The organism is bacterium, from assembly GCA_035527515.1.
GTDB lineage: Bacteria > B130-G9 > B130-G9 > B130-G9 > B130-G9 > B130-G9.
Map to the genome: position 1 here is coordinate 1 of DATLAJ010000035.1, position 22,149 is coordinate 22,149.

19 protein-coding genes are annotated in these 22,149 nt (G+C 57.2%); 3 read left to right on the top strand and 16 right to left on the bottom strand.

The window, feature by feature from the left end; translation table 11 throughout:
• From VM163_02305 to VM163_02315, 3 genes are all read left to right on the top strand, one after another.
• Positions 1 to 1,071, top strand: a 1,071-nt coding sequence (locus tag VM163_02305) for a hypothetical protein (protein ID HUT02705.1), incomplete at its 5' end; no start/stop codon positions are given.
• A 351-nt stretch (positions 1,072 to 1,422) separates the two neighbouring features.
• Entirely contained in the window at positions 1,423 to 1,998 is a 576-nt protein-coding gene (locus VM163_02310) for a flavin reductase family protein (GenBank protein ID HUT02706.1), read from the top strand.
• 18 nt (positions 1,999 to 2,016) lie between these two features.
• The gene (locus VM163_02315) at positions 2,017 to 3,063 is read left to right on the top strand and encodes a GntG family PLP-dependent aldolase (protein ID HUT02707.1); all 1,047 of its coding nucleotides are present in this window, start codon (positions 2,017 to 2,019) and stop codon (positions 3,061 to 3,063) included.
• 429 nt (positions 3,064 to 3,492) lie between these two features.
• On the opposite strand, the gene VM163_02320 is transcribed toward VM163_02315, so the two are convergent.
• From VM163_02320 to VM163_02395, 16 genes are all read right to left on the bottom strand, one after another.
• Complete coding sequence (locus VM163_02320) at positions 3,493 to 5,772, bottom strand: hypothetical protein (protein HUT02708.1); 2,280 nt, start codon at positions 5,770 to 5,772, stop codon at positions 3,493 to 3,495.
• Positions 5,773 to 5,878: 106 nt separating this feature from the next.
• The gene (locus VM163_02325) at positions 5,879 to 6,001 is read right to left on the bottom strand and encodes a hypothetical protein (GenBank protein HUT02709.1); all 123 of its coding nucleotides are present in this window, start codon (positions 5,999 to 6,001) and stop codon (positions 5,879 to 5,881) included.
• Positions 6,002 to 6,221: 220 nt separating this feature from the next.
• A complete protein-coding gene (locus VM163_02330) occupies positions 6,222 to 7,355 on the bottom strand; it encodes a glycosyltransferase (protein ID HUT02710.1) in 1,134 nt (377 codons plus the stop codon).
• 3 nt (positions 7,356 to 7,358) lie between these two features.
• Positions 7,359 to 8,495, bottom strand: coding sequence for a glycosyltransferase family 4 protein (locus VM163_02335; GenBank protein HUT02711.1), 1,137 nt, complete (start codon positions 8,493 to 8,495; stop codon positions 7,359 to 7,361).
• A gap of 92 nt (positions 8,496 to 8,587) precedes the next feature.
• Complete coding sequence (locus tag VM163_02340; GenBank protein ID HUT02712.1) at positions 8,588 to 9,928, bottom strand: TldD/PmbA family protein; 1,341 nt, start codon at positions 9,926 to 9,928, stop codon at positions 8,588 to 8,590.
• Positions 9,925 to 11,367, bottom strand: coding sequence for a TldD/PmbA family protein (locus VM163_02345; protein HUT02713.1), 1,443 nt, complete (start codon positions 11,365 to 11,367; stop codon positions 9,925 to 9,927). Before VM163_02345 ends, VM163_02340 begins: the two co-directional genes overlap by 4 nt.
• A gap of 479 nt (positions 11,368 to 11,846) precedes the next feature.
• Entirely contained in the window at positions 11,847 to 12,092 is a 246-nt protein-coding gene (locus tag VM163_02350; protein HUT02714.1) for a hypothetical protein, read from the bottom strand.
• On the bottom strand, positions 12,089 to 12,382 hold the full coding sequence (locus VM163_02355) for a type II toxin-antitoxin system RelE/ParE family toxin (protein HUT02715.1): 294 nt from the start codon (positions 12,380 to 12,382) through the stop codon (positions 12,089 to 12,091). Before VM163_02355 ends, VM163_02350 begins: the two co-directional genes overlap by 4 nt.
• 120 nt (positions 12,383 to 12,502) lie before the next feature.
• Positions 12,503 to 14,659 (bottom strand): ferrous iron transport protein B, encoded by a 2,157-nt coding sequence (gene feoB, locus VM163_02360; protein HUT02716.1) that lies wholly within the window; start codon positions 14,657 to 14,659, stop codon positions 12,503 to 12,505.
• A 69-nt stretch (positions 14,660 to 14,728) separates the two neighbouring features.
• Positions 14,729 to 14,956: a FeoA family protein gene (locus VM163_02365; protein HUT02717.1), complete on the bottom strand. Its 228-nt coding sequence runs from the start codon at positions 14,954 to 14,956 to the stop codon at positions 14,729 to 14,731.
• Between the two features lie 26 nt (positions 14,957 to 14,982).
• A complete protein-coding gene (locus VM163_02370; GenBank protein HUT02718.1) occupies positions 14,983 to 15,735 on the bottom strand; it encodes a metal-dependent transcriptional regulator in 753 nt (250 codons plus the stop codon).
• Positions 15,736 to 15,922: 187 nt separating this feature from the next.
• On the bottom strand, positions 15,923 to 16,279 hold the full coding sequence (locus VM163_02375) for a type II toxin-antitoxin system PemK/MazF family toxin (protein HUT02719.1): 357 nt from the start codon (positions 16,277 to 16,279) through the stop codon (positions 15,923 to 15,925).
• On the bottom strand, positions 16,260 to 16,529 hold the full coding sequence (locus tag VM163_02380; GenBank protein HUT02720.1) for a hypothetical protein: 270 nt from the start codon (positions 16,527 to 16,529) through the stop codon (positions 16,260 to 16,262). The genes VM163_02375 and VM163_02380 overlap by 20 nt, the downstream gene beginning before the upstream one ends.
• A 143-nt stretch (positions 16,530 to 16,672) precedes the next feature.
• A complete protein-coding gene (ppdK, locus tag VM163_02385; protein ID HUT02721.1) occupies positions 16,673 to 19,306 on the bottom strand; it encodes a pyruvate, phosphate dikinase in 2,634 nt (877 codons plus the stop codon).
• Between the two features lie 81 nt (positions 19,307 to 19,387).
• A complete protein-coding gene (glyS, locus tag VM163_02390; protein HUT02722.1) occupies positions 19,388 to 21,547 on the bottom strand; it encodes a glycine--tRNA ligase subunit beta in 2,160 nt (719 codons plus the stop codon).
• A 160-nt stretch (positions 21,548 to 21,707) separates the two neighbouring features.
• Positions 21,708 to 22,149: hypothetical protein (locus VM163_02395; GenBank protein HUT02723.1), on the bottom strand; the 442-nt coding region annotated here is incomplete at its 5' end.

The window sequence follows — 22,149 nt, forward strand, 5'->3', positions numbered from 1 at the left end:
ACGCCTCGAAACGAGAGCGAGACCTCCTTCAAGCATGCGGTTGTGCATCGAGGTTCCGTCCTTCTAGTGGTGGAGTCTCCGAGTCCCATATACATCTGCGACCAGGGAGAGGAGCGTGTGCGAGATTGCTTGCGGTTGGGAGCATTCGACGAGAATGTCTGGCTGGAGTGGGAGCGCGGAGGGCTGCCCCAGCCCGACTACCTACGCCAGTTCGAGAGCGTTTTCTGGAGCATGGGGCAGCGCTTCGCGTCGGAGAATGCTGGTGGGGTGTTCGATGTTGTCCAGCCATTCCTGCTGGCCGGTGGCTCGCTCTATTACGAGTCTCGATTCCTACTTAGCGGCGATATGCGGTCTGAGCCGTTTCTGCGCGATTGGCTCCATCTCAGCTGCCCAGAGCAGAACACCGATTATGACGCGCCGGTCGTGGTCGGCGTCCCGGGCGACCCAGTGGGAGATGGCCTGGAGCTGATATACGTTACCACAGCGGGCAAGAGCAAGAACTATTTCGAGCCTCAGGACGGTGCGGTGGGCTTTCTGCATGTGCAAGACAAAGAGGACGAGGTCTGCGGCCTGCGCTATACGGATACAGGAGACTACGGCTACCGACTGGTTTTCTCGACGTCCATTCTCTCCCTCGTCTATAACACGGACCAGAGCGCCAAGCTGATGTCGCGTGCGCTTTGCTGGCTCGAGGGCAAGGACCTCGACTTCCGGATTGCGTCCAACACGCGCGTCCTGGAGCCGTATAGCCTGCTGGAGCTCTCCGTCTCCGCGAACACGCTTGCTGGCGTCGAGGCGGACGTTGACGCATATCTGGCCGTCCTATTTGAGCTCGAGGGCGCCTCGGGCCTCATCTTCTACGACGGGACGGGCTTCGTGCCTGAGATGACGCCGTTCGTGTCGGGCGTGCACCTGGAATCGGGCCTCTTCCTGCCTCGAACGAAGATATTTGAGTATCTGGTTCGCACTGGCCTTCCGAGCGGCAAATACACGTTCTTTGTGGCCTTGACGCAGGCCGGGACGCAGAACTTCTTAACTGACCCTCGAGGCGTGACAGTTTTCATGAAGTAACTTTCTGCCTACGGCCAAGATTCTGGGCTAATCTCAGTAGCCGAATCTTCTCTCGGTCGCCGCGGCTTGACGCGGCATCAACCCTAGAGCGATTGGCGTCGGGGACCTTAAATCGCTGTCTGAAACGCCGAGAGAGCAATCCATGAGAGGGTGGTGTCAAGCCACGACCAATGAAAGCGGCGTCAAGCCGCCGCACTCCAAAGGGTCCCCGCCTGCGTCAATCTGATTATTGGGGCTGCGCAGTTGACCTTTGCTGAAGCGCCCGATGATTGTATTATGGGCGAGGTCATAAGGCCGATCAGTTTCGGAGCACAAGGCGTGTTGCAGCATTGATGCAGGAGGACAATGGGGATGGGAAAGGTACAGATCTCGCCAACGACGATGGGGCTGCCAATGAGCTGCGTTGTTGTGTCGTGCTATGATGTCAAGCGTGGGGCCAACATGATCACGCTTGCTTACTGCGCGATGGTGAACTTCAAACCGCCCATGGTGGCCATCTCGATAAGGCCATCGCGGTATTCCTATTCGTTAGTGAAAAAAGCAAAGGACTTCGTGGTAAACGTCCCGCTGGCCGAGCAGGTGAGGTTGGTTGACCTTGCCGGCATTGTGTCGGGCAGGAGCGTTGACAAGTTCGAGCTTGCCAAGCTGAACAAGGAGCCAGCGGCAAGGGTCAAGTCGCCGCTTATCGCCGAGTTTCCTATTAACATGGAGTGCAAGGTTCTCGACACGGTTGACCTGCCAACACACAACCTGATCATCGGGGAGGTCGTCGCGCTCCATGCCGAAGAGTCGCTTGTTGACGAGAAGGGGCAGCTTGGGTCTGAGGTGGCGCCCTTCCTGATGTACTACAATCGGGCTTACTTCGCGATTGGCGAGGTTATCGGGCATTTCGGGTTCTCCAAGGACTCGAACGACAAGGCCACCTGATTGTTGGCTGTTTTAAGGATGACGACGGTGAAGCACATCTCGGACTTCAGGAGCGACACGGTTACAAGGCCGACGCCGAAGATGCGTCAGGCGATGGCGGCCGCCGTTGTGGGCGACGACGTTCTTGGGGACGACCCAACTGTTGAGGCGCTCCAGGCGAAGGCGGCCGCGACGCTTGGGATGGAGGCGGCCCTTTTTGTTCCCTCCGGCACGATGGGCAATGAGATCGCTGTGAACGTGTGGACCAACCCGGGCGACGAGATAATTCTGGAAAGCAGGTCTCACATCTATCTATACGAGGCGGGCGGCCCGGCGCGCATCTCTGGCGTTCAGGTTTGCCCCATCGAGACCACGGACGGCGCCATGCCCGTCGAGGCTGTCCGCGCGTCGATCAAGGACTCCTCCGATCTGCACTGCCCGACAACTTCGCTGATCTGCATCGAGAACACGCACAACATGCACGGCGGGCGCGTGCTGCCGATAGATTACCTGCGCAGTCTGAGGGAGCTATCGCTCAAGCGGCAGATTCCCATCCACCTTGATGGGGCGAGGCTCTTCAACGCGGCGCAGGCTTCTGGCATCCCAGCGAATGAATACGCTGCCCTTGCAGACAGCGTGATGTTTTGCCTCTCGAAGGGACTTGGGGCCCCGATTGGCTCCATGCTGGTCGGGAGTTCTGACTTCATCGAAAAGGCGAGACGCGTGCGGAAGGTTCTCGGCGGTGGGATGCGCCAGGTGGGCGTCATCGCAGCGCCAGCCATCATCGCGCTCGAGGAGATGGTTGACCGGCTCCACATCGACAACGAAAACGCCAAGAAGTTAGCGCTCGGCATCGCGGGTCTGCCGGGTGTGGTTCTGGACCCCGACACGGTCGAGACCAACATCGTCCTAGTGAGGCTCGTGTCGCCTGCACCCGCCGCGGACGAGGTATTTCAACAGCTCGCGAACCGAGGCGTTCTCTCCATCCCGCTCGGGCCCGACCTCATTCGCTTCGTAACCCACAATGACGTTGACGCGACGGACGTGGAGCGCCTCATAGATGCACTGCGGGAAGTGCTAACCTGATAGATAACCACAACTGGGCGATAGATGACGGCTTCCAGTTGAATTTGTGGTCCGCACGGCAAGCGATGAAACTGCCCGACCCTCTCACCACACACACGCTACAAATACGGAGCGACCAGCACTCTAGCGCGGATTATTCGTGAATCTGCACTTGGGTTGTTTTGAGTAGTTGATTTGAGTCGTTTCTGTTTGTCATGCGTTGTGATCGATACCGAGGAGACCTTCTGGGGCCCTTATTGGCCTGATCATGTGGTCAGTCAACCTCGATTGGCATGACTTCGGCCATCAAAAGCTGATTCATGGCGCACTTCTCCCTGGGTTGATTCAGAGCAGATTTCAGCGGTCGCTTTGCCTGACGCTGCCGCGCTTTACGCCACGTCAGTGGTGGCGGTCAGTCAACCCACAGACAACAAGATCATGAATATACGATCAGTCGGCGATGGCAAACGGGAACAGGCTTAGCTCGCCGATAACCTCGAATCGGACCGGCGTGGACAGAGCGCCGGCGAAGAGGTAGTTACCTGTCGGAAGCCCGCCCGGAACTAGTGTGCTCAGGAGGGTGGTCGGCTCCATAGAATACCCTTGCTCCAGAAACAGGCCGATCATGTATGGGAATATCCCGAACGCAATCCTATCCGGAGAGATACACAAAATGGCTCCGTCGGGGAAGACGAACGCGAAATAGACATCCACCAAAACGTCCGCTCCCATGTTCTCAATCTCATACGCGCCAACGAGCGTGTCGCCCGGGGCAAACTCTGTGTCATTAAGCGAGCACTCGATCGTTGGGGCAGCATGGATCAGGACGCTGACGCCGCCGTAAGGCCCCCCGAACCACTTGCTCCCGTCGGGAGCTATGCCGATAGCCCAGACACAATCGTCGGCCAAACCGCTGTTGTGCGTATTGTAAGTTGTCCACCCGCCGTGGGTGTGCAGGAGGCTCACCCCGCCGCGCCCCGTCCCGAACCACTTACTCCCGTCGGAATCTATGGCGATAGCCTCTACATCTTGGTCGGCCAACCCGCTGTTGGCCGGATGGTAAGTAATCCAGCTGCCGTCAGGGTGCAGGACGCTGACGCCCTCGTATGTCCCGAACCATTTGCTCCCGTCAGAATCTATGCCGATGGCAGCAACGGAGTGCCAGGGCAAACCGCTGTTCTGCCAGTTATAGGTTGTCCAGCTGCCGTCAGGATGCAGGACGTTGACCCCACCGCTGGACAGCCCGTGTTGGAACTGCGTCCCGAACCATTTGCTGCCGTCGGAATCTATGGCGATGGCATTGACCCAGTCCGAGGCCAAATCGCTGTTCCCCATATCGTAAGTAGCCCAGCTGCCGTCAGCGCGCAGGACGCTCACCCCGCCGCCCCACGTCCCGAACCACTTACTGCTGTCAGAATCTGTGCCGATGGCAGTGACCTGGTTGTAGGCCAAACCGCTGTTGCCAGTATTATAAGTAGTCCAGCTGCCGTCGGTGTGCAGGACGCTGACCCCGCCCCAGTATGTCCCGAACCACTTGCTGCCGTCAGAAGCTATGCCGACGGCCAAGACATAGGCGTCGGCCAAACCGCTGTTGCCCATATTGTAAGTAGTCCAGCTGCCGTCCGGGGCCATCACGCTCACGCCGCCGTCCGTCCCGAACCACTTGCCGCCGTCAGAAGCTATGCCGATAGCATAGACCCGCCCGTCGGCCAAACCGCTGTTAGCCGTACCGCCGTGGGCTGTCCAGCTGCCGTCAGGGCGCAGGACGCTGACCCCGCCCCCAGTGCCGAACCACTTGCTCCCGTCAGAAGGCATGCCGACGGCGCTCACGGAGTTGGACGCCAACCCGCTGTTTTCCTCGTCGTAAGTAGTCCAGCTGCCGTCAGGGTGTAGGACGCTGACCCCAGCCCCAGTGCCGAACCACTTGCTCCCGTCAGAATCTATGGCGATGGCCCCGACACCGTCGGAGGGCAACCCGCTGTTGTCCTCGTTATAAGTCGTCCAGCTGCCGTCAGGGTGCAGGACGCTCACCCCGCCACAGTATAATACTAGGGAGCACGACCACGTGCCGAACCATTTGCTCCCATCAGAATCTATGGCGATGGCCCCGACACCGTCGCAGGTCAAACCGCTGTTGTCCATATTGTAAGTAGTCCAGCTGCCATCGGGGTGCAGGACGCTGACCCCGCCCCACTGGGTCCCGAACCACTTACTCCCGTCAGAATCTATGGCGATGGCCGAAACATCGCCCTCGCCCAAACCGCTATTCCAGCTATCATAAGTAGTCCAACTGCCATCGGGGTGTAGAACGCTGACGCCCCGAGTCCCGAACCACTTGCTCCCATCGGAAGCTATGGCGATGTCATTAATGTAACCGTAGGGTAAATCGCTGTTCTGCCAGTCATAGGTTGTCCAGCTACCGTCGGTGTGCAGGACGCTGACGCTGCCCTCATGCGTCCCGAACCACTTGGTCCCGTCAGAATCTACGGCGATGGAAACAACGTAATTTGCGGCCAGGCCATCGGCGCGGGTGTAAACGGTCTTATCGCCGGTCCGGATGTCGAATCGGGCCACGCCCCCCGAACCTCCGCACCAGACGTACCGGTTACCCTCAAAAGCGATGGCGTTGGCGCTATTACCGGCGGTGTAGTTCAGCCAGGTCTCCTCAGCAAACGCCGCTGGCGCAATCAACAGAAGACCCAGAGTTGCCACAAGCAATCCTATGCGCATGTCGCGCCTCCTTCTTGTCGGACGATCAAGAATCACAATAGGCGTCATAAAGACTCCAGTATAATAATAACCTCATATACATTCTACTTTAAGAATACGCATTGAGTCAACCTTTTACTGTCCCAAGATACTCCTGCCAGACGATCCTTGGCTTCCCATCGACACGCTTAGATTCGACGGCGTAGTAATACGGGGGCCCCCTCTTGACCTTCTTAATGATGCTAGCCATGCCTTCCTGCCGTGAATGGTATCCCCATTATCACATAGGTGAAGAAGGTAGTACATTACAGAGGGAAGTGAAGCATTATTCGTAATCACACCGTAATATAGCGTTGCACATCACAGTATATTATAGGGTAATACGACAATCGCCCGAATAAAAACCGCTCTCACAGCCCGCCCCAAACTGATCCACACAAGTCAAAATCAACGTGACCCGGAAACTCTGGCTAGCCTCTTCCCTGCTCTTCCCTACTCAGCAGCGAAGTGTAAAGCGCATCGGTGCGCTCACACATCTGTCCGATGCTGAAAAGCGAGGCGCGCTCTGCGGCGTTGTCTGAGACGCTCCGATAGAGCACTTCGTCAGTTAAGAGCGCAAGCACTCGCCGCGCAAGGAGGTCCGGACGACGCATGGGCACAATGAATCCCGACACGCGATCGACTATCGCCTCCGCGTTGCCGCCCACGTCAGTAGCAACAACTGGCACACCGGCCGCCATCGCCTCAAGCAGTGAGTTGGAGAATCCTTCCTTGTCTGAGCACATCACCGCTACGTCAGAGAGGGCGAGCAGGCGCGGGATGTCGTTCCGATGGCCGGCGAAGACCGTCCGTTCCGACAACCCTAGTTGAGAGGCCGTTTGCTCGAGCTGCTCTCTGAGCTTGCCCTTCCCGACGATCAGAAACTTGACGTTCGGAACGACTCTTAGCACCTGCGCCGCCATCGCAAGGAAATCGACATGCCGCTTCTGCTCGACTAGTCTGGCGAAGACCGAAACTACCTTTTCGCCATCCACTATTCCAAGCTCGCGCGCCAGACCCGCATCCCGTTCTGCACCTCCAAATCTGTCGAGGTCGATGCCGTTGTAGATGGTAACTACCTTGCCCGGGTCAATACGGGTTCTCTCAATGTAGTTCTGCCTGACGCCCTCGGACACCGCGATCACCTTGTCCTTGAATCGCGAAAGCATTCGGTCTGTCCAAAGCTGCCTCAGGTTGTCCCACTCATTGACGTTGTGGACATTTGAGATGACCACCCTCACCCGCGCCAGCCTGGCGCCCACTGTCCCCGAAGTGTTGCTGCGGTACATGTGTGTGTGAACGATGTCAGCTCCCTGCGCCCTCAGGCCACGAGCCAGCGCCCAAAGGTCGCGTGGCGAGAAGCGAGACCGAAAGGGAATCACCGCGACTCGTATCCCCTCTCGCTCAAACAGCGGCGCCATCTGGCCGGCCTCACGGATACAGGTTACTGAGACGTCCCAACCGATGTCCCGAAGCTGCGGCAGCAACGAGAGAAGACGCTGTTCCACGCCTCCAAACGGCAGGTCAGACATGATCCGAACGACGCGGCCTTTCATGTTGGACATGCCCTAACCTCGACCACGCTCCATCACATCGTGATAGACGGACAGCGTCTCATTTACCAGATTGCGGGGGGTGAATCTCCTGATGATTGCTGACCTCGCGGCGCTCCCCATCCGTGCCCGCTGGCTTGCGCTTCTTAAAAGCCGCTCAATGGCAGCAGCAAGGGCTGATGCATCCTGCGGCGGGACGATAAGGCCCGAAACCCCCTCCGAAATTATCTCTGCCGCACCGCCGATCCTCGTCGCAACAACCGGCACTCGCATCGCCATTGCCTCTTTTATCGAAGCGGACGAGGCATCGCAGTCAATTGAAGGCAGAACCGCAACGTCGGCCGCTGCAAAAACCAGAGAGACATCGTCGCAGAAACCCAAGAAGCGCACGTTCTTGGACAGACCTAGCCGCTTCACCTGCGATCTCAGCACGCTCTCCTGGTTGCCCTCGCCGGCAACGAGCAGAACAACATCCGCAAACTTCTGCTTCAGCAAAGCGAAAGCCTCGAGCAGGAACTTGTGCCCCTTTTCCCGAGCAAGCCTTGCGGCCACGACAACCACCGGGCTCTCAGAACTCAGGCCAAGCGACGCTCTGGCCTTCACCTTGTCAACCTTATCAGGGTCGAAGCGCTCGACGTCTATGCAGCTATGCACGGTCGAGACCTGCTCCCGCAGAATCACGCCATGCTCGATAAACCTAGCGTATTGCTCCTTGACGCTGTCGCTCACTATGATGAGATGGTCTATGAGCCACCTGTAAAGGAACCTGTTGAGCAGGTTATATGCAACCGGGAAAGTGTTGTGCCTCGTCCGGACAACCGCCGTCCGGACGGCCTTCGGAACACGAAGCGCGGCAACTGTGCCAGACCACGTGTCCTGCGACCCGTGCGTGTGCAGGATGTTGGTGCGGTTCGCGAGAATGAACCTCCTGATCGAACGAACGTCATGCAGGAAATCAATGGGGCGAAAGCCCTTCGAGAAGCGCACATCATCGAGCGTGCGTATCCCTACCTCCTCGCATTTCCTGACGAGCACGCTCCCCTTCGGCGCGGCGACGGCAACATCCAACCCCATCTCTCTCAGCCCCCTGCACAAGAAAAACACCCGCGCAGCCTGACCGCCCCATCCGAGATGAAAATTGCTGTGCAGCACACGAATTGGGGCACCGAGGTCAACCCGGCACCCCGCCTGCTTATCGCTAAGGTCTGCCCGTCTCAGAAGCTTACCCTGCAAGATACAACGGGCTAGAACTGCGTCTTACCAGAGAAATTGAACCCTCTGATAAGGACGCCAGGAACCCTTACGCCAGACCAGTCTCCCATAAACATGGTCTCCTTGGTCAGCCCGTCGAGACTGTTGAAAGCATCGATCATGCTCATTGTGAAGCGGAGGTTCTTGACGGCCTTTGTCATCTTGCCGCCCTCGATCAGGAAGGTTCCGTCCCGCGTCATGCCAGTGAACACTGCGTTTTTCAGGTCAATGAATGGATTGATGTAGTGAAATCTAGTAACATAAAGTCCCCTGGTCAGTCTCGAAACAAGACCATCAAGCGACTCTGTCCCAGGCTTCATAAACACGTTGATCGGCACTGGCCCAAAAGTGTTCCCCGGAGGCAGGGCGTGGCCAGTTGACTCCTTGCCCTCCTTGCGCGCCGTTGCAGTATCATAGACGACGTTCTTGGCCACACCGTTCTCGATGAGAACAACCTTCTGCTTCGGCACACCCTCGAAATCAAACGGCAGCGGCATACCTGATGGGTCGAGGCCATCGTCCCAAACCGTCAATGACTCGCTGAAGACCTTCTGACCCATCTTCTCGCTCATGAAGCTCCTGCCCTCCCGCTTGGCAAGGGCGCCGAACTCAAGCGCACACACCATTGAGATCAGGTTGCCGACCGCGTAAGGATGGAGCACAACATCATATTTGCCCGGCTCGACCTCCACCTGGTTGACGTTGCGCCGGCAAGTATCCGCAGCCTCCTCGGCCACACTCCTGAAGTCTATCTCCGCCACGTGGTTGGCGCTCGCCGAGGCGTAACCGGACTGACCGTTCTTCATCACAACCGTCGTAACCTCCGCAACGGTGCTCGGGAAGTACGCCACCACGCCTCTGGAGTTGGCAATTGCTATCTCGTCCGCTTCGGTCTTGAACGAGCCGGACGCGATGATCGAATCCTTGGTGCAGATGTCAACGATGGTTCTGACGGCGTCCACCCGCTGGGATGGCGAATAAGCGGCCGTGGCCTCACAGAAGGTGTCCACCTCCTGATACGGCGCCGGACCCGGCATGCCCAAGTAGTTAGGGTTCTCTTGCTGGAAGTCGGCGATCGCCGAGGCTGTCTTGACAAGATGCCTCAGGCTATCATCGTCCTGAATGCGGTCGGTCGAGGCGACTCCTACACGCTTTCCCTTGACGACCCTGATGTTTATGTCAGAGGTCAAAGTCGATACGTTCTGGTGAATGATGGAATTCGCAAACCGTGTCAGCGCGCGCTGCCTACTTGTAAGCATCACATCGGTCTCGTCCCCATCGGACATGCCAACGACCTTCTCAATTATCTCAAGAGCTCTGTCCTTCCCAATCATTTGCTCACACCTACCTTTACATTCCTAAACCTTGCGGGAGCCGTCCCGTGCGCAACGTGCGCCACCTGGCTGGGCTCGCCCTTACCGCAATTAGGGGTTCCCCAGACTAGCCAATGCTTCCGGTTGCAGATCGCGTCGCACGAGTTCCAGAACTCCGGAGTGATGCCAGTATAGGTGGGGCTTTTGATCACGTCCCCCAGCTGGCCGTTCTTGACCTCCCAGCCGATCTCGCAGCCAAACTGGAAGTTGAGCCGCTTGTCATCAATGCTCCAGCTCTTGTTCGTCTCAACGTATATCCCATCGGCAGTGTCCTTGATGAGGTCATCGAACTCCCACTCGCCAGGCTCCAAGTTCACGTTCACCATCCTGATCAGCGGAATGTTCCACCAGCCGTCGGCGCGGCAGGTCCCGTTGCTCCTCTGGCCAAACTTGATCGCCGTCTCTCGCGACGTCAGATACCCAACGAAAACGCCATCCTTGACTATCGGCGAGCGCTGCGCCTTGACGCCCTCGTCGTCATAGCCAAATGTTCCTAAACCGCCCGGCGTCGTCGCGTCCGCGTAGATGTTCACAATCTTCGAGCCGTATTGCAGCTTGTTGAGCTTCTCCGGCGTCATGAAACTCGTGCCCGCGTAGCTTGCCTCCATTCCAAACACCCGGTCCAACTCGACCGGATGACCGCACGATTCGTGCACCTGAAGACCAAGCTGAGACCCGCCGATGATCAGCGTGGTCGTTTTCGACGGGCATTCCTTCGCGGAAAGAAGCGCAACCGCCTCCTTCGCAACACGAGGCGCGTGGCTCACAAGATCAAGGCCCTCGACGAACTCATATCCGGCCGTCCCGTAGTTGCCTCGGAAACTGTTGGGGTAGGAGCGAACCAGCATCTGGTTGCCCTCTATCGCTGTTGCAGCTATCCCCCCACCGCTCTCGTAAATGGTCTGGTCTATGTCGGCCCCCTCGCTGCTTATGAACGTCTTCTCCGTCCTGAAAAAACGCATGTTGCACTCCGAGATCTTCACCCCGTCCTTCGCACGAAGTATCCCGTCCGCCTCCAATAGGAGCGCAAGCTTCGTCTTCAGTGGAACCGCAAACGGGTCCCTCTTGATCGGCGTCACGTACTGGCCCTGGCATATCTCAGTCTCCGCCAAGACCACGTCCTCTTGCTTCAGCCTCGAGCTAGCCTTGGCGATCTGCAACGCCAAATCGGCGATCCGTCTCATCTCATTCTCGTTGACCAGCGAACTGCTGGCAAACCCCCAAGAACCGTCCGCTATAACGCGAACCCCAAATCCCATCGTCTCACGGGACGTGATCGCCTCAACCGTCCCGTTCTTGATGTGGATGTCCTCGGTGACGAGGTTTACCAGCCTGATGTCAGCGTAAGACGCACCAAGCTTCGTCGCGCGGTCAACCGCGCCTCGCAACCAATCTTTCAATTCAGATACCTCCTTAAACAATAGACAATGTGCCCACGGCACTCGGATAGCTGTTCCAACCTACGAGTTAACTGGGTCGGTTCGCACGTTCCGAGCTCGCCTCCAGCCCATCCCAACATGAAGGGACATTTAAGCGAACCCATACTATCCTGGACCTCGACTACTGTCAACCACGTCGTCAGCTCGCCGTTGCATTCTGGCTTCAGAAGGACATAGCAGGGGTGTAGTGGTGCTGCTCGCTGCACCCTCCTTGTGATCTGCCAAACGGGCGGGCAAGCACCGCCTTTCGCAATTGCCGCCTCCCCGAAGCGACTCAAGATGCTATTGTCTCTCGCTCAGTTAGGAAACAGCTGCGAGGCAGGATCGACGCGAGATGCCGAGGTCGCGAAACCTCACAAGACCAGAATGGATGGTCAAGCGTTCGCCCGAGCGCGGCTTTCTCCGGGATCGACTTGTGTTTACATCGGCACGAAGCCGCGTCAGAGGCCACGCTTCTCACGGACTGCGCTGATCGGAATGTCCCCAGTCTCCTTTGACCTCTTATCGAGGAAACGTGCGAACCTCTCGCTGGTTCCCAACGCCGCAGTCTCCCTCTCAAACTCGTCCGCCTGTTCCAGAACAAAATCCTCCCCGGACTCTGAATGGATGAGAAGCGTCTCGGACTTCGCCAGTGCAAGCACTCCGCTGAGCGTGTGCCGCCCCTTTGTTAGGTCTATCGTCTTCATATCTCGATCCTCCTCCCTCGGATGAACAATTCGTTGTGCCACTTGTGCCCTATGGCCAGAACTCTGACCCATCGCTCGGCCTGAATCTCGTAGAAAACCCGGTAGTCTCCGATTCGCAGTTCCCAAGGCGCAAGCGGATTCGGGCGGAGTCGCCTCCTCCTCTTGCTCGCCACATCGGCCTCGTTCTGAAGGAACTCCTCAATTCCATCGAGGATGATTCTTTGTTCCCTCGGCTTGTAGCAGTCCAAATCCTCGTTGGCGCTTGGGACAAAACTCACCTTAAACTTCATCCGCACACACTACCACACTAGCCCGGAGTTGAGAAGCTCCCCCATCCGCTGTTTCCCCCACCGTGAGCACTGGGCCTGAGCTCCTCAGCGCTGCGGCGAACAGCTTCCGTATTAGCGTTTCTATCCAACACCAACGCCAAATACGCTTCCCACTTGATAGACGATGAACGAGGCAACCCAGGCGACGGCAGTCGTGTAGGCTGCCGTAAACAGTGGCCAGCGCCACGAGTTGGTCTCCTTTCTTATCACCGCAAGCGTGACCAGGCATGGGACATAAAGGAGGCAGAAGACCATGAGCGCAAAAGCCACGAGCGGCGAATAGACCTTCCTGCCATCTGGCCACATTGCGTTTTGGACCTGCTCTCTTAGCGATTGGGACTCCTCGTCCGCATCCGAGATCGAGTAGAGCGTTCCCAAAGTCGAGACCACTATCTCCTTAGCCACAAAGCCGCCAAAGAGACCTACGCCGATCCTCCAGTCGAAACCCAGCGGCTTGATCAGAGGCTCGATCGCTTTGCCCAAGGTTCCGGCGTAGCTTTTAGCTAGTTTCTCGGCCTGCATCTCGGCCTCAAGTTGCTCGACAGTCTCATCTGCCGCCTCACCCTCCCCCAGTCTTTGGCCGGCTTGCTCCATCAGTGCCTCGTAGTCCTTTGAGTATTCGGGGGGTGAGGGGAAGCTGCTGATGAACCAAATCGCGACGGACCCCATCAGGACAACTGTCCCAGCCTTCTTAATGTACAGCCAACCTCGCTCCCACGTATGCAAGAGCGCTCCCCGCAACGTCGGCATCCGATACGGAGGTAACTCCATCACAAACGGCGAGGTGGGACCTCGCAGAAGATACCTTCTGAAGAGCTTGGCCGAGAGCATTGCAACTAACATGCCGAGAATGTAGAGCGAGAATAGGACGGTTCCGGCGCTTTCAGCGAAGAAGACGCCGATGAACAGAGTATAGATGGGAAGCCTCGCGCCACAGGACATAAATGGATTGACCAGAATCGTCACAAACCTGTCCTTCCTGGAGGCTATAACGCGCGTGGCCATGATGGCAGGAACGTTGCAGCCAAAGCCCAGTAACATTGGGATGAACGACTGCCCATGAAGGCCTATCTTGTGCATGATCCTGTCCATGATGAACGCGGCCCTGGCCATGTAGCCTGAATCCTCCAGAAGAGCCATGAACAGAAACAACAACAGAATAATCGGCACAAACATCAACACGTTGCCCACGCCCCCGATCGCACCGTCAACGACCAAGCTGTGCAGTATGGTTCCCTCCTCAAGGACACGTCCAACCACCCCTCCCAAAAGCCCAAAGCCCGCCTCCACCCAGCCCACTAATGGCTCACTCGCAACGAACGTGAACTTGAACATAAGCCACATCAGCACAAGGAAGATGGGCAGCCCCAGAATCCTGTTCGTGACCACAGAATCGATCCGATCAGACATCGTGTGCCGCGCCTCGACCGTAGCCCTCACCGCCTCCTGACACGCGCCCGAAATGAACCCATAGCGTCGTTCTGCGATTACCATTTCCGGATGGTCGCCCAGGACAACCTCAAGATGATGGATGCTTTTCTGAGCCGCGGCGCGAAGCGCCTCGGAACCCACCTTCTCCCAGACCGCCTTGTCGTCCTCCAAGAGCTTGAGAGCAGCCCAGCGCGGCTTGAGCTTCCCCGAGAACCCCTCATCGCCTTCGACCAGCGACTGAATCTTTGTGAGCTCCTCGTTAATCTCCTTGCCATAACGTATTCTCGCCGGTTGATACTTGGCGCTCTCAGTTGTGACCTCAATGGCCACTTGGAGCAGCCGGTCCATCCCCTCTTTCCTGTGCCCAACCGTCGGAACAATAGGACAGCCAAAAAGCCTGGACAGAAGTTCTAGGTCGAATTTGAACCCCCGCTGTTTGGCAACGTCGCTCATGTTGAACGCCAGAACAAGCGGGACGCCCAGCTCGATCAGCTGGACAGCAAGGTAGAGGTTGCGCTCTAAGTTAGATGCGTCCACAACGTCTATAACTACGTCAGGCCTCTCGCTGATAATGAAATCCCTGGTGACTAGCTCCTCGATGGAATAAGCAGTTAGGCTATATGTCCCAGGAAGGTCCACAACGTTAAGCGTCTGGCCTTGGAACCTCGCGGCACCCTCTTTCTTCTCCACTGTAACGCCAGGATAGTTGCCAACGTGCTGACGTGCGCCGGTCAGATTGTTGAAGATGGTCGTCTTGCCGGAGTTAGGGTTACCCGCTAGGGCAAGCGAGATCGTCTTCTTGGCCATATTGATTTGCCCTTAATTTAAGGCATCTAAAACATTGTTAGGAATACCAAACAAAAACAACAAAAAAAATCACTCCACTATTATCTTGTGCGCAAGGCCCCGTCCAAGCATTATCCTGCTATCCTTCACTGAAACTACAAGAGGCCCCGCGAACGCGCTGTTCATCACGACCAGCTCCACTCCCGGGACAAGACCCATGGCCGCCAGCCTGCTCTTGAGTCCCCGTCCCGCGTTAACGGCTAAAAGCTTCACCTTTTGACCAGGTCTTGCCATTGTAAGTGGCATTTTATGCTTCATACTCCTTTCTTATAGCAAAGGCGCAATCACTGAAGTTGAACGGCAACCGCCTTTGCTTCTTTTTTCCTTAGCGACAGATGATAGCCCTTGACCGTTACCTCGATCGGGTCACCGAGAGGCGCGACCCTCTCCATTGTTATCGTGGCGCCCGGCACAACCCCCATATCCGCTATGCGCTTTCTCGTCTCGCCCTCTCCACCGACTTTTACAACCTTGCCTTTCTGACCAGGCGCTAACGTATCAAGCCCAACTGTCTCCGGCATATTGTTCTCTCCCTTGTGTCTTTTGATCTTATCCAGCAGGTCTTGGAGGCAGCGCTCGCAATCGTGCGCCCTGCCATGCTCATGGTACTGGTTGAAATCGTTAAGCCAATCGGCTCCTGCACGAGGGCAGGACTCGACGAACTCCGCAAAACACAAGAATCGCTCCAAGACCTCTCCTCGTATTGCGTGCTCCATCTTACACGCCGTCTCCTCAGCTAGCGCCTCCGGAACCGACAGAACATTCATTAGGAATGACTTGAACACGCTGTGACGCCGCACAACATCGCTGGCAATGTTGCGACCTTCCTTCGTCAGCGTTACGTATTCATAAGGGTCATAGTTGACCAGACCATGCTGTGACAGATGCTTTAAGGCGCCGGTCACGGATGACATGGCTACGTTCATCCGGCTGGCAATCTGCTTGGCGCGTGCGACCTTGTGCTCCTTTGAGATATGGAAGATTGCTTCGAGGTAGTCTTCCATGGAAGATGTGATCTCTTTGCTATCACCAGTCATTTGTTTCACCTACTATATTTTATATGTCAGCACTAATATAGTTCGTCATACCTAACTTGTCAAGCTGAAATTGCGCATGGGGTGACCAACAACAGAATCGCCTGTTTATGAACTACTAGGGCTTGGGCCGCACTGACACAGCTAGGTTGGGACCTTGATGCAGTAGCTTCAGCCAGAAGCTGCGCTATTACATCTTTATCTGAAGGCCAACGCAGAGGGCAACCGCTTTGGCTACCGTTGCGACTGTCTCTTCGTCAAGCGGCCCGATCTTCTTGGTCAGGCGATTCAGAGATATGCACCGGACCTGGAAGGCGTCCACCGACGAGATCTTGGTCAGGCCGTTGCTGCCGTCCGGGACAACCTTAACGAGCCATGGCTCTCTATCATGTCTGCGTGTCCTAGCGCGTATGGGGCAGATAATGACCAATCTCAGCGGACTAAGTTCGGTCCGCCCAATGACAATGACTGGGCGAACCTTCCGGACCTCATCGCCCATGGTGGGGTCGAGGTCGGCGATCCAGACCTCACCCCTCCTCGGGGTCATCCACGAAGTCCTCTGAGTCAAGACACGTAAATTCCGTCACCGACGGGTCGTTGACATACTCATCGGCGGCCTCTTCGGCGGCACGTCTAAGGTACTGACCACTCTCCTCAAGCGGCATCCTGAGCAGATCGTCCAGCGTAAGTCTCTTCTCTGTCTTCCGACCCAGCTTTGATGGCCCTGTCTCAGTCTTGGGGCCAAAGTTCGAGTGCAGAGCCACCTCTGAAGAGCCGTGGCTCGAGGTGTCAGTCACGTTCAATCCTCCTCAAGATACCAATCAATCATGCATTCACTTCTATACCCAAGCTCGCGGACAATGTCAAGAAAATGGCGCAGGCGGCGGGAACACGCCGTTCGCCGCACAGCGCGTCCCCGCAGTAATCAATTCTGTCCGTTTTATTTGTCGAACTTGAGCACAGCCTGAGCCGCCGCTAAGCGCGCCACTGGAACCCGGAAGGGGGAGCAGCTGACGTAGTTCATGCCCACCTTGTGGCAGAACTCGACCGAGCGAGGTTCGCCGCCGTGCTCGCCGCAGATGCCGATCTTGAGCGTCGGGTTGGTTGACCTACCACGCTCGACGCCCATCTTGACCATGCCCCCGACGCCATCAACGTCGATCGACTGGAACGGGTCGCAAGGCAAGATGCCTCGCTCAAGGTAGTCGGCGATGAACTTGCCAGCGTCGTCGCGACTGTAGCCGAACGTCATCTGGGTCAGGTCATTCGTGCCGAACGAGAAGAACTCCGCAACCTCTGCGACCTTATCCGCGACCACGCACGCCCTGGGTATCTCGATCATCGTCCCAACCATGTATTCGACCTCCAGCCCCACCCTGGCGAAGACCTCCTTGGCGGCCTTATCAATCACCTTCTTCTGGTTCTCGAGCTCCTCTACCTTCCCAATGAGCGGGACCATGACCTCCGGAAGAACCTTGACGCCCTCCTTCTTGACCGTGCAGGCCGCCTCAAAGATGGCAGTCGCTTGCATCTCGGTTATCTCCGGCATGGAGATACCCAGCCGGCAGCCGCGGTGCCCGAGCATCGGGTTCATTTCCTTGAGCTCCTCGATCTTGTTTTTCAGCTGCTTGAACGAAACGCCCATGTCCCTCGCCAGCGACTCGATGTCCGTATCCTGCGAGGGCAAGAACTCGTGCAGCGGCGGATCGAGCAGGCGAATTGTAACCGGCAGGCCGTCCATGGCTTTGAATATCCCGATGAAATCCTCACGCTGCATCGGCAGGATTTTCGCTAGCGCCGCTCGCCTTCCTTCTGCATTCTCGGCAAGTATCATCTCGCGCATTGCAGGAAGACGGTCCGCCTCGAAGAACATGTGCTCCGTTCGCGTGAGACCAATGCCCTCCGCGCCAAAATCGCGCGCTCGCTTGGCGTCCCTCGGGTTGTCCGCGTTAGTGCGAACACCCAGCTTCCGGACCTCATCTACCCAACCCATGAACTTGCCGAAGTTGCCCGTCATCTGAGGGTCAACTAGCCTTGCGGCGCCTCTTGCCACGAGGCCATTGACGCCGTCGAGCGTGATCACATCACCCTCCTTCAGCACGAGGTCGCCGACCGTCAACGTCTTCTTCTCCTCGTCTATTAGCAGAGAGCTTGCGCCCGCAACACAGCACTTGCCCATGCCGCGCGCAACCACTGCGGCGTGGGAAGTCATGCCCCCGCGCGCTGTCAGGATACCCTCAGCGGCGATCATTCCTCCAACGTCCTCTGGAGATGTCTCGGCGCGAACCAAAACCACTTTCCTCTTGGCCTCTTTCGCAGCAATGGCATCTTCCGCAGTGAATACGAGCTCACCAACTCCGGCGCCGGGCGAGGCGGGCAGGCCCTTTGCTATGACGTCCAGCTTCTCATTCGGGTCGATAGCCCTGTGCAGCATCTGCTCAATGTGCTCAGGCTCAACTCGCAGAATCGCCTCCTCCTTTGTGATCATACCGCTCTCTACCATGTCAACGGCGACCTGAATCGCAGCCCGGCCAGTCCGCTTGCCGGTTCTCGTCTGAAGCATGAACAGCTTGCCATGCTCGATCGTGAACTCTATGTCCTGCATGTCCCGGTAGTGCTTCTCGAGCCGCTCTCGGATGTCCAGCAACTCCTTGTAGGCGTCCGGCAACTGCTCAGCAAGCCTCTCGATCTTCTCGGGCGTCCGGATGCCCGCCACGACGTCCTCGCCCTGAGCGTTCATGAGAAACTCACCGTAGAACTCGTTATCCCCAGTCGCGGGGTTTCTGGTGAATGCCACGCCTGTTCCAGACCTCTCACCAGTGTTCCCAAATACCATCGCCTGAATGTTGACCGCCGTGCCCCAATCCTCCGGTATCCCGAACCTTGCGCGGTAGGTCTTGGCCCGCTTGTTGAACCACGAGTTGAATACTGCGTTGATCGCCAGCTTCAGCTGCTCTATTGGCTCCTCGGGAAACGCCCCGCCAGTTCGCTCCTCCACGAGCTTCTTGCCCGCAGCAGCGATCGCCCTGAGGCTGTCAGCAGAAAGCTCCGTGTCTAGCTTTACGCCCTGTCTTGCTTTGTATTCGTCCAGAATCTTCTCGAACTCTGAGTGCGGCACGCCCAAAACAACGTCCCCGAACATCGTAACGAACCTTCTGTAGCTGTCATAGACAAAACGCTCGTCGCCACCGGCCATCTTTGTGAGGCCAGCAACGGTCTTATCGTTGAGTCCGAGGTTAAGAACCGTGTCCATCATGCCCGGCATCGACACTCGTGCGCCAGAGCGAACCGATACCAAGAGTGGATTCTCAGCATAACCGAACTTCTTGCCAGTCAGCCTTTCAACATCGGCGAGGTGCTCCTGCACCTGTCCCCACATCCCCTCAGGGTAATTCCCGCCATTGGCGAAGAACTCCACGCAAGCGGCAGCGCTAATAGTGAACCCCGGCGGAACAGGGATGCCCAGATGAGCCATCTCTGCCAGGTTTGCGCCCTTCCCTCCCAGAAGGTTCTTCATCTCCGCCCTACCCTCAGCGATCCCGCCGCCAAAACCATATACGTACTTCCCTGCCATTCTCAGGCTACCTCCGATCTTTCTGAGCCACCACACACGGCTCCAATTCGCTGTCCGACAGACCAACCCGCCGAACCTGCATCATTTCTTTTCCACCACAATCTTGGAAAAATCAGCGATTGAGCCGAACATCTTCGTCAATCTTGCCAGCAACGCAAGCCGATTCTCCCGAAGAGCCTCGTCCTCGACCATCACCATTACATTGTCGAAAAAATCGTCGATAAAAGGCCGCAATCCCGCTATCAAATTGAATGCATCAAGATACATCCCCGCATCAACATTAGCATGGACGTCGCTCTCGATCTTCACAATCTCGCCAAGCAACATCGTCTCTTGCTCCTCAACAAGCAGCTTGCGATTGAGTTTCCCCCACCTCTCTCCCTTGAGAATGTGTGAGGCGCGCTTGAGACCGGTTGTCAGCGCCTCGAATTGCTCATCGCTCGAGAACTCCTGAAGCGCCAGCGCTCTTGTTCGTAGGTCAACGATGTCGTCGCATGGGTGCGCTATCACCGCCGCTACTAAGTCATGGCGGACACCCTCCCGCTCGGCCAATTGGTATGAAAGACGCTGCTTGATGAACGCGAGCACGAGCTGCCCGAGGTCATCCGCTGGCTTGATCAGCCCGTCAGCCTCGACGCCCTCGATCCCTTTGTCCAGGGCAACCAGAAGCGGCAGCCTGTATTCGGCGTTGAGCAGGATCGACACAATGCCCTGGGCCTCCCGCCGCAGTCCGAACGGGTCCTGAGAGCCTTTAGGAACGTGGCCGGCGCCGAAAAACGCACACAGGCTGTCTAGCTTATCGGCAAGCGCCAACACTCTCCCACAGTCCGTCTTGGGCGGCCCGTCCTCGGCTCCGCGTGGCCGGTAGTGCTCGGCAATCGCGCCGCTGACCGCATCCGGCTCGCCGAATACCCTCGCATATATCCCACCCATGACGCCCTGAAGCTCCGGAAACTCGCCAACCGTATGAGTTATCAGATCAGCCTTGCAAAGCTCCCCCGCCCGGCTGCAATTCGTCTTGAATGCATCAATCGGCACGCCGTCCACCTCATCCTGTCCGGCAAAGATAAGCGCAGCTACCACAGGCGCGAGCTTCTTAAGCCGCCCGGACTTCATCAGAAGGTCGCCAAGTCCCTTGTGCAGGGCCATGCCTTGCAGCCGAGGCAGAAGCTCTTCGAGCCGCGTTTTCTTGTCCTCTGCAAAGAAAAAAGCCGCGTCCTCAAGCCGCGCCTCGAGCACCGCCTCGTTGCCTCCTCTTACCGTCTCCTCTTGGGCCTCGGGATTGGCCAACAGCGCAACGAAGTGGGGCAGCAGCCCTGAGACCGACACATCCCGCTTGAACCCGCCGGAAGGTTCTGCAAAGAACTTCGGCCTCGTTGCGAGAAAGAACTGATGATGCCAGAGACAAGTTGTGAGAACTGGCTCCGGCAGCTCCAGAAAGCGGGCATCGAAATCCCCAAATGTTACCCGTGGCGAGTCGACAGAGTCGGCCAGTATCGACAGCATCGCCCCATCCCTGACGACCTCGCAGCCGAGGCTTTGCTCGATCTGTTTGATGCCGGCGGTGATGCTAGCTAAGCGACATTTGTGGCTTACCGCGATGTGGCGTGCTGCCATATCAGAAACATACGAGCCGGCATGCGCGATCCTGATCTTCATCTCGCCCTGTGTCCAAATGCCCCTCGATACATTCGACGATTCGACCCCGAAGACTGAGCACTTAACGACTTCATCGCCCAAAAGCACCACGAGCCACCGAACAGGCCTTCCAAACGCAAACGGCGCATCAGTCCAGCGCATCATTTTCGGGAAAGTGAACGACTCGACCAGAGAACGAACTATATCGGGGATGACCTCGACCGCCGGCCTGCCCAAAAGATTCTTCTTTGCCGTTACATACTCCCCCTTTGCCGTCTTAATAGAACCGAGACGCCCTACATCAACCCCCATCGACCGAGCGAACCCAATCGCCGCCTTTGTCGGCTTCCCTTCGGCGTCATAAGCAACGCGAACGGCCGGCCCCTTCGCAACCTCCTCTGAATCCGACTGCCTCGTGGCGCACGACTCGAGCACAAACGCCAGCCGACGAGGCGAGGCAAAGACCGAGAGACCCTCGAACTCGAGCCGATGCTTCTTGAAGAGCTCGGGGACAGCTCGAGCAATGTGTTCTCTGCCGTACTTAACGAAGCCGGGGGGAAGGTCCTCCACCCCGACCTCAAGAAGAAACTCTCTGTAATCCAACTATCGGCGCTCCTTCCAACGCTAAACCACTGGCGTATATATATGCCTCAACGGAGCGGGGAAAACAACAGGTTTGGAGAGGCGTTCCCTCTGATGGGCCAGCAGTCCCGTAGGGGCGCCGCTTGCTGCGCCCGTCTGCCTCATCAAAACGAGACAGGAGTTAATCGACCTGGATTGTCAGCGCCTCGAACTTGCAGTCGATGGGGCCGATGAGCTTCTGCGTGTTACGGCCGGTCATGCAGCCCCAGAACGTGTAGCTGCCGGCCGGGATGCGCTCTTTCGGCATCTCAATGATCGTCGCGGATTCATTGAAGCCCGCGTAGAGATTGATTTGGACAGGAGAGGGCTCGGGCGTCCACTTCGGATAGAATAGAAGTGAAGCCCCTATCTGGCAAGCGATGTAAACGTCAACCCCGACAACGGGCTGTGTGTTGAAAACACTGGCCACTATGGCAATGGCTTCAGGTGTCTCCAACTTGTTAAGGGCAAGTCGCATCTGTGGCCAGCCCCCATCAGAGATCCTGGTCAGGCCAGCGCCAATTCTATCAGAGAGCCACACGTTTCCGTCATAGTCGATGATCATTGCGCCAACGTCGTTGCTT

What these genes read in the sequence shown, in the direction of transcription:
- VM163_02310 (HUT02706.1), top strand. Translation starts at nt 1,423, where the DNA reads ATGGGAAAGGTACAGATCTCGCCAACGACGATGGGGCTGCCAATGAGC.
- VM163_02315 (HUT02707.1), top strand. Translation starts at nt 2,017, where the DNA reads ATGACGACGGTGAAGCACATCTCGGACTTCAGGAGCGACACGGTTACA.
- VM163_02320 (HUT02708.1), bottom strand. Translation starts at nt 5,772, where the DNA reads ATGCGCATAGGATTGCTTGTGGCAACTCTGGGTCTTCTGTTGATTGCG.
- VM163_02325 (HUT02709.1), bottom strand. Translation starts at nt 6,001, where the DNA reads ATGGCTAGCATCATTAAGAAGGTCAAGAGGGGGCCCCCGTATTACTAC.
- VM163_02330 (HUT02710.1), bottom strand. Translation starts at nt 7,355, where the DNA reads ATGTCCAACATGAAAGGCCGCGTCGTTCGGATCATGTCTGACCTGCCG.
- VM163_02340 (HUT02712.1), bottom strand. Translation starts at nt 9,928, where the DNA reads ATGATTGGGAAGGACAGAGCTCTTGAGATAATTGAGAAGGTCGTTGGC.
- VM163_02350 (HUT02714.1), bottom strand. Translation starts at nt 12,092, where the DNA reads ATGAAGACGATAGACCTAACAAAGGGGCGGCACACGCTCAGCGGAGTG.
- VM163_02355 (HUT02715.1), bottom strand. Translation starts at nt 12,382, where the DNA reads ATGAAGTTTAAGGTGAGTTTTGTCCCAAGCGCCAACGAGGATTTGGAC.
- feoB (HUT02716.1), bottom strand. Translation starts at nt 14,659, where the DNA reads ATGGCCAAGAAGACGATCTCGCTTGCCCTAGCGGGTAACCCTAACTCC.
- VM163_02365 (HUT02717.1), bottom strand. Translation starts at nt 14,956, where the DNA reads ATGAAGCATAAAATGCCACTTACAATGGCAAGACCTGGTCAAAAGGTG.
- VM163_02370 (HUT02718.1), bottom strand. Translation starts at nt 15,735, where the DNA reads ATGACTGGTGATAGCAAAGAGATCACATCTTCCATGGAAGACTACCTC.
- VM163_02375 (HUT02719.1), bottom strand. Translation starts at nt 16,279, where the DNA reads ATGACCCCGAGGAGGGGTGAGGTCTGGATCGCCGACCTCGACCCCACC.
- ppdK (HUT02721.1), bottom strand. Translation starts at nt 19,306, where the DNA reads ATGGCAGGGAAGTACGTATATGGTTTTGGCGGCGGGATCGCTGAGGGT.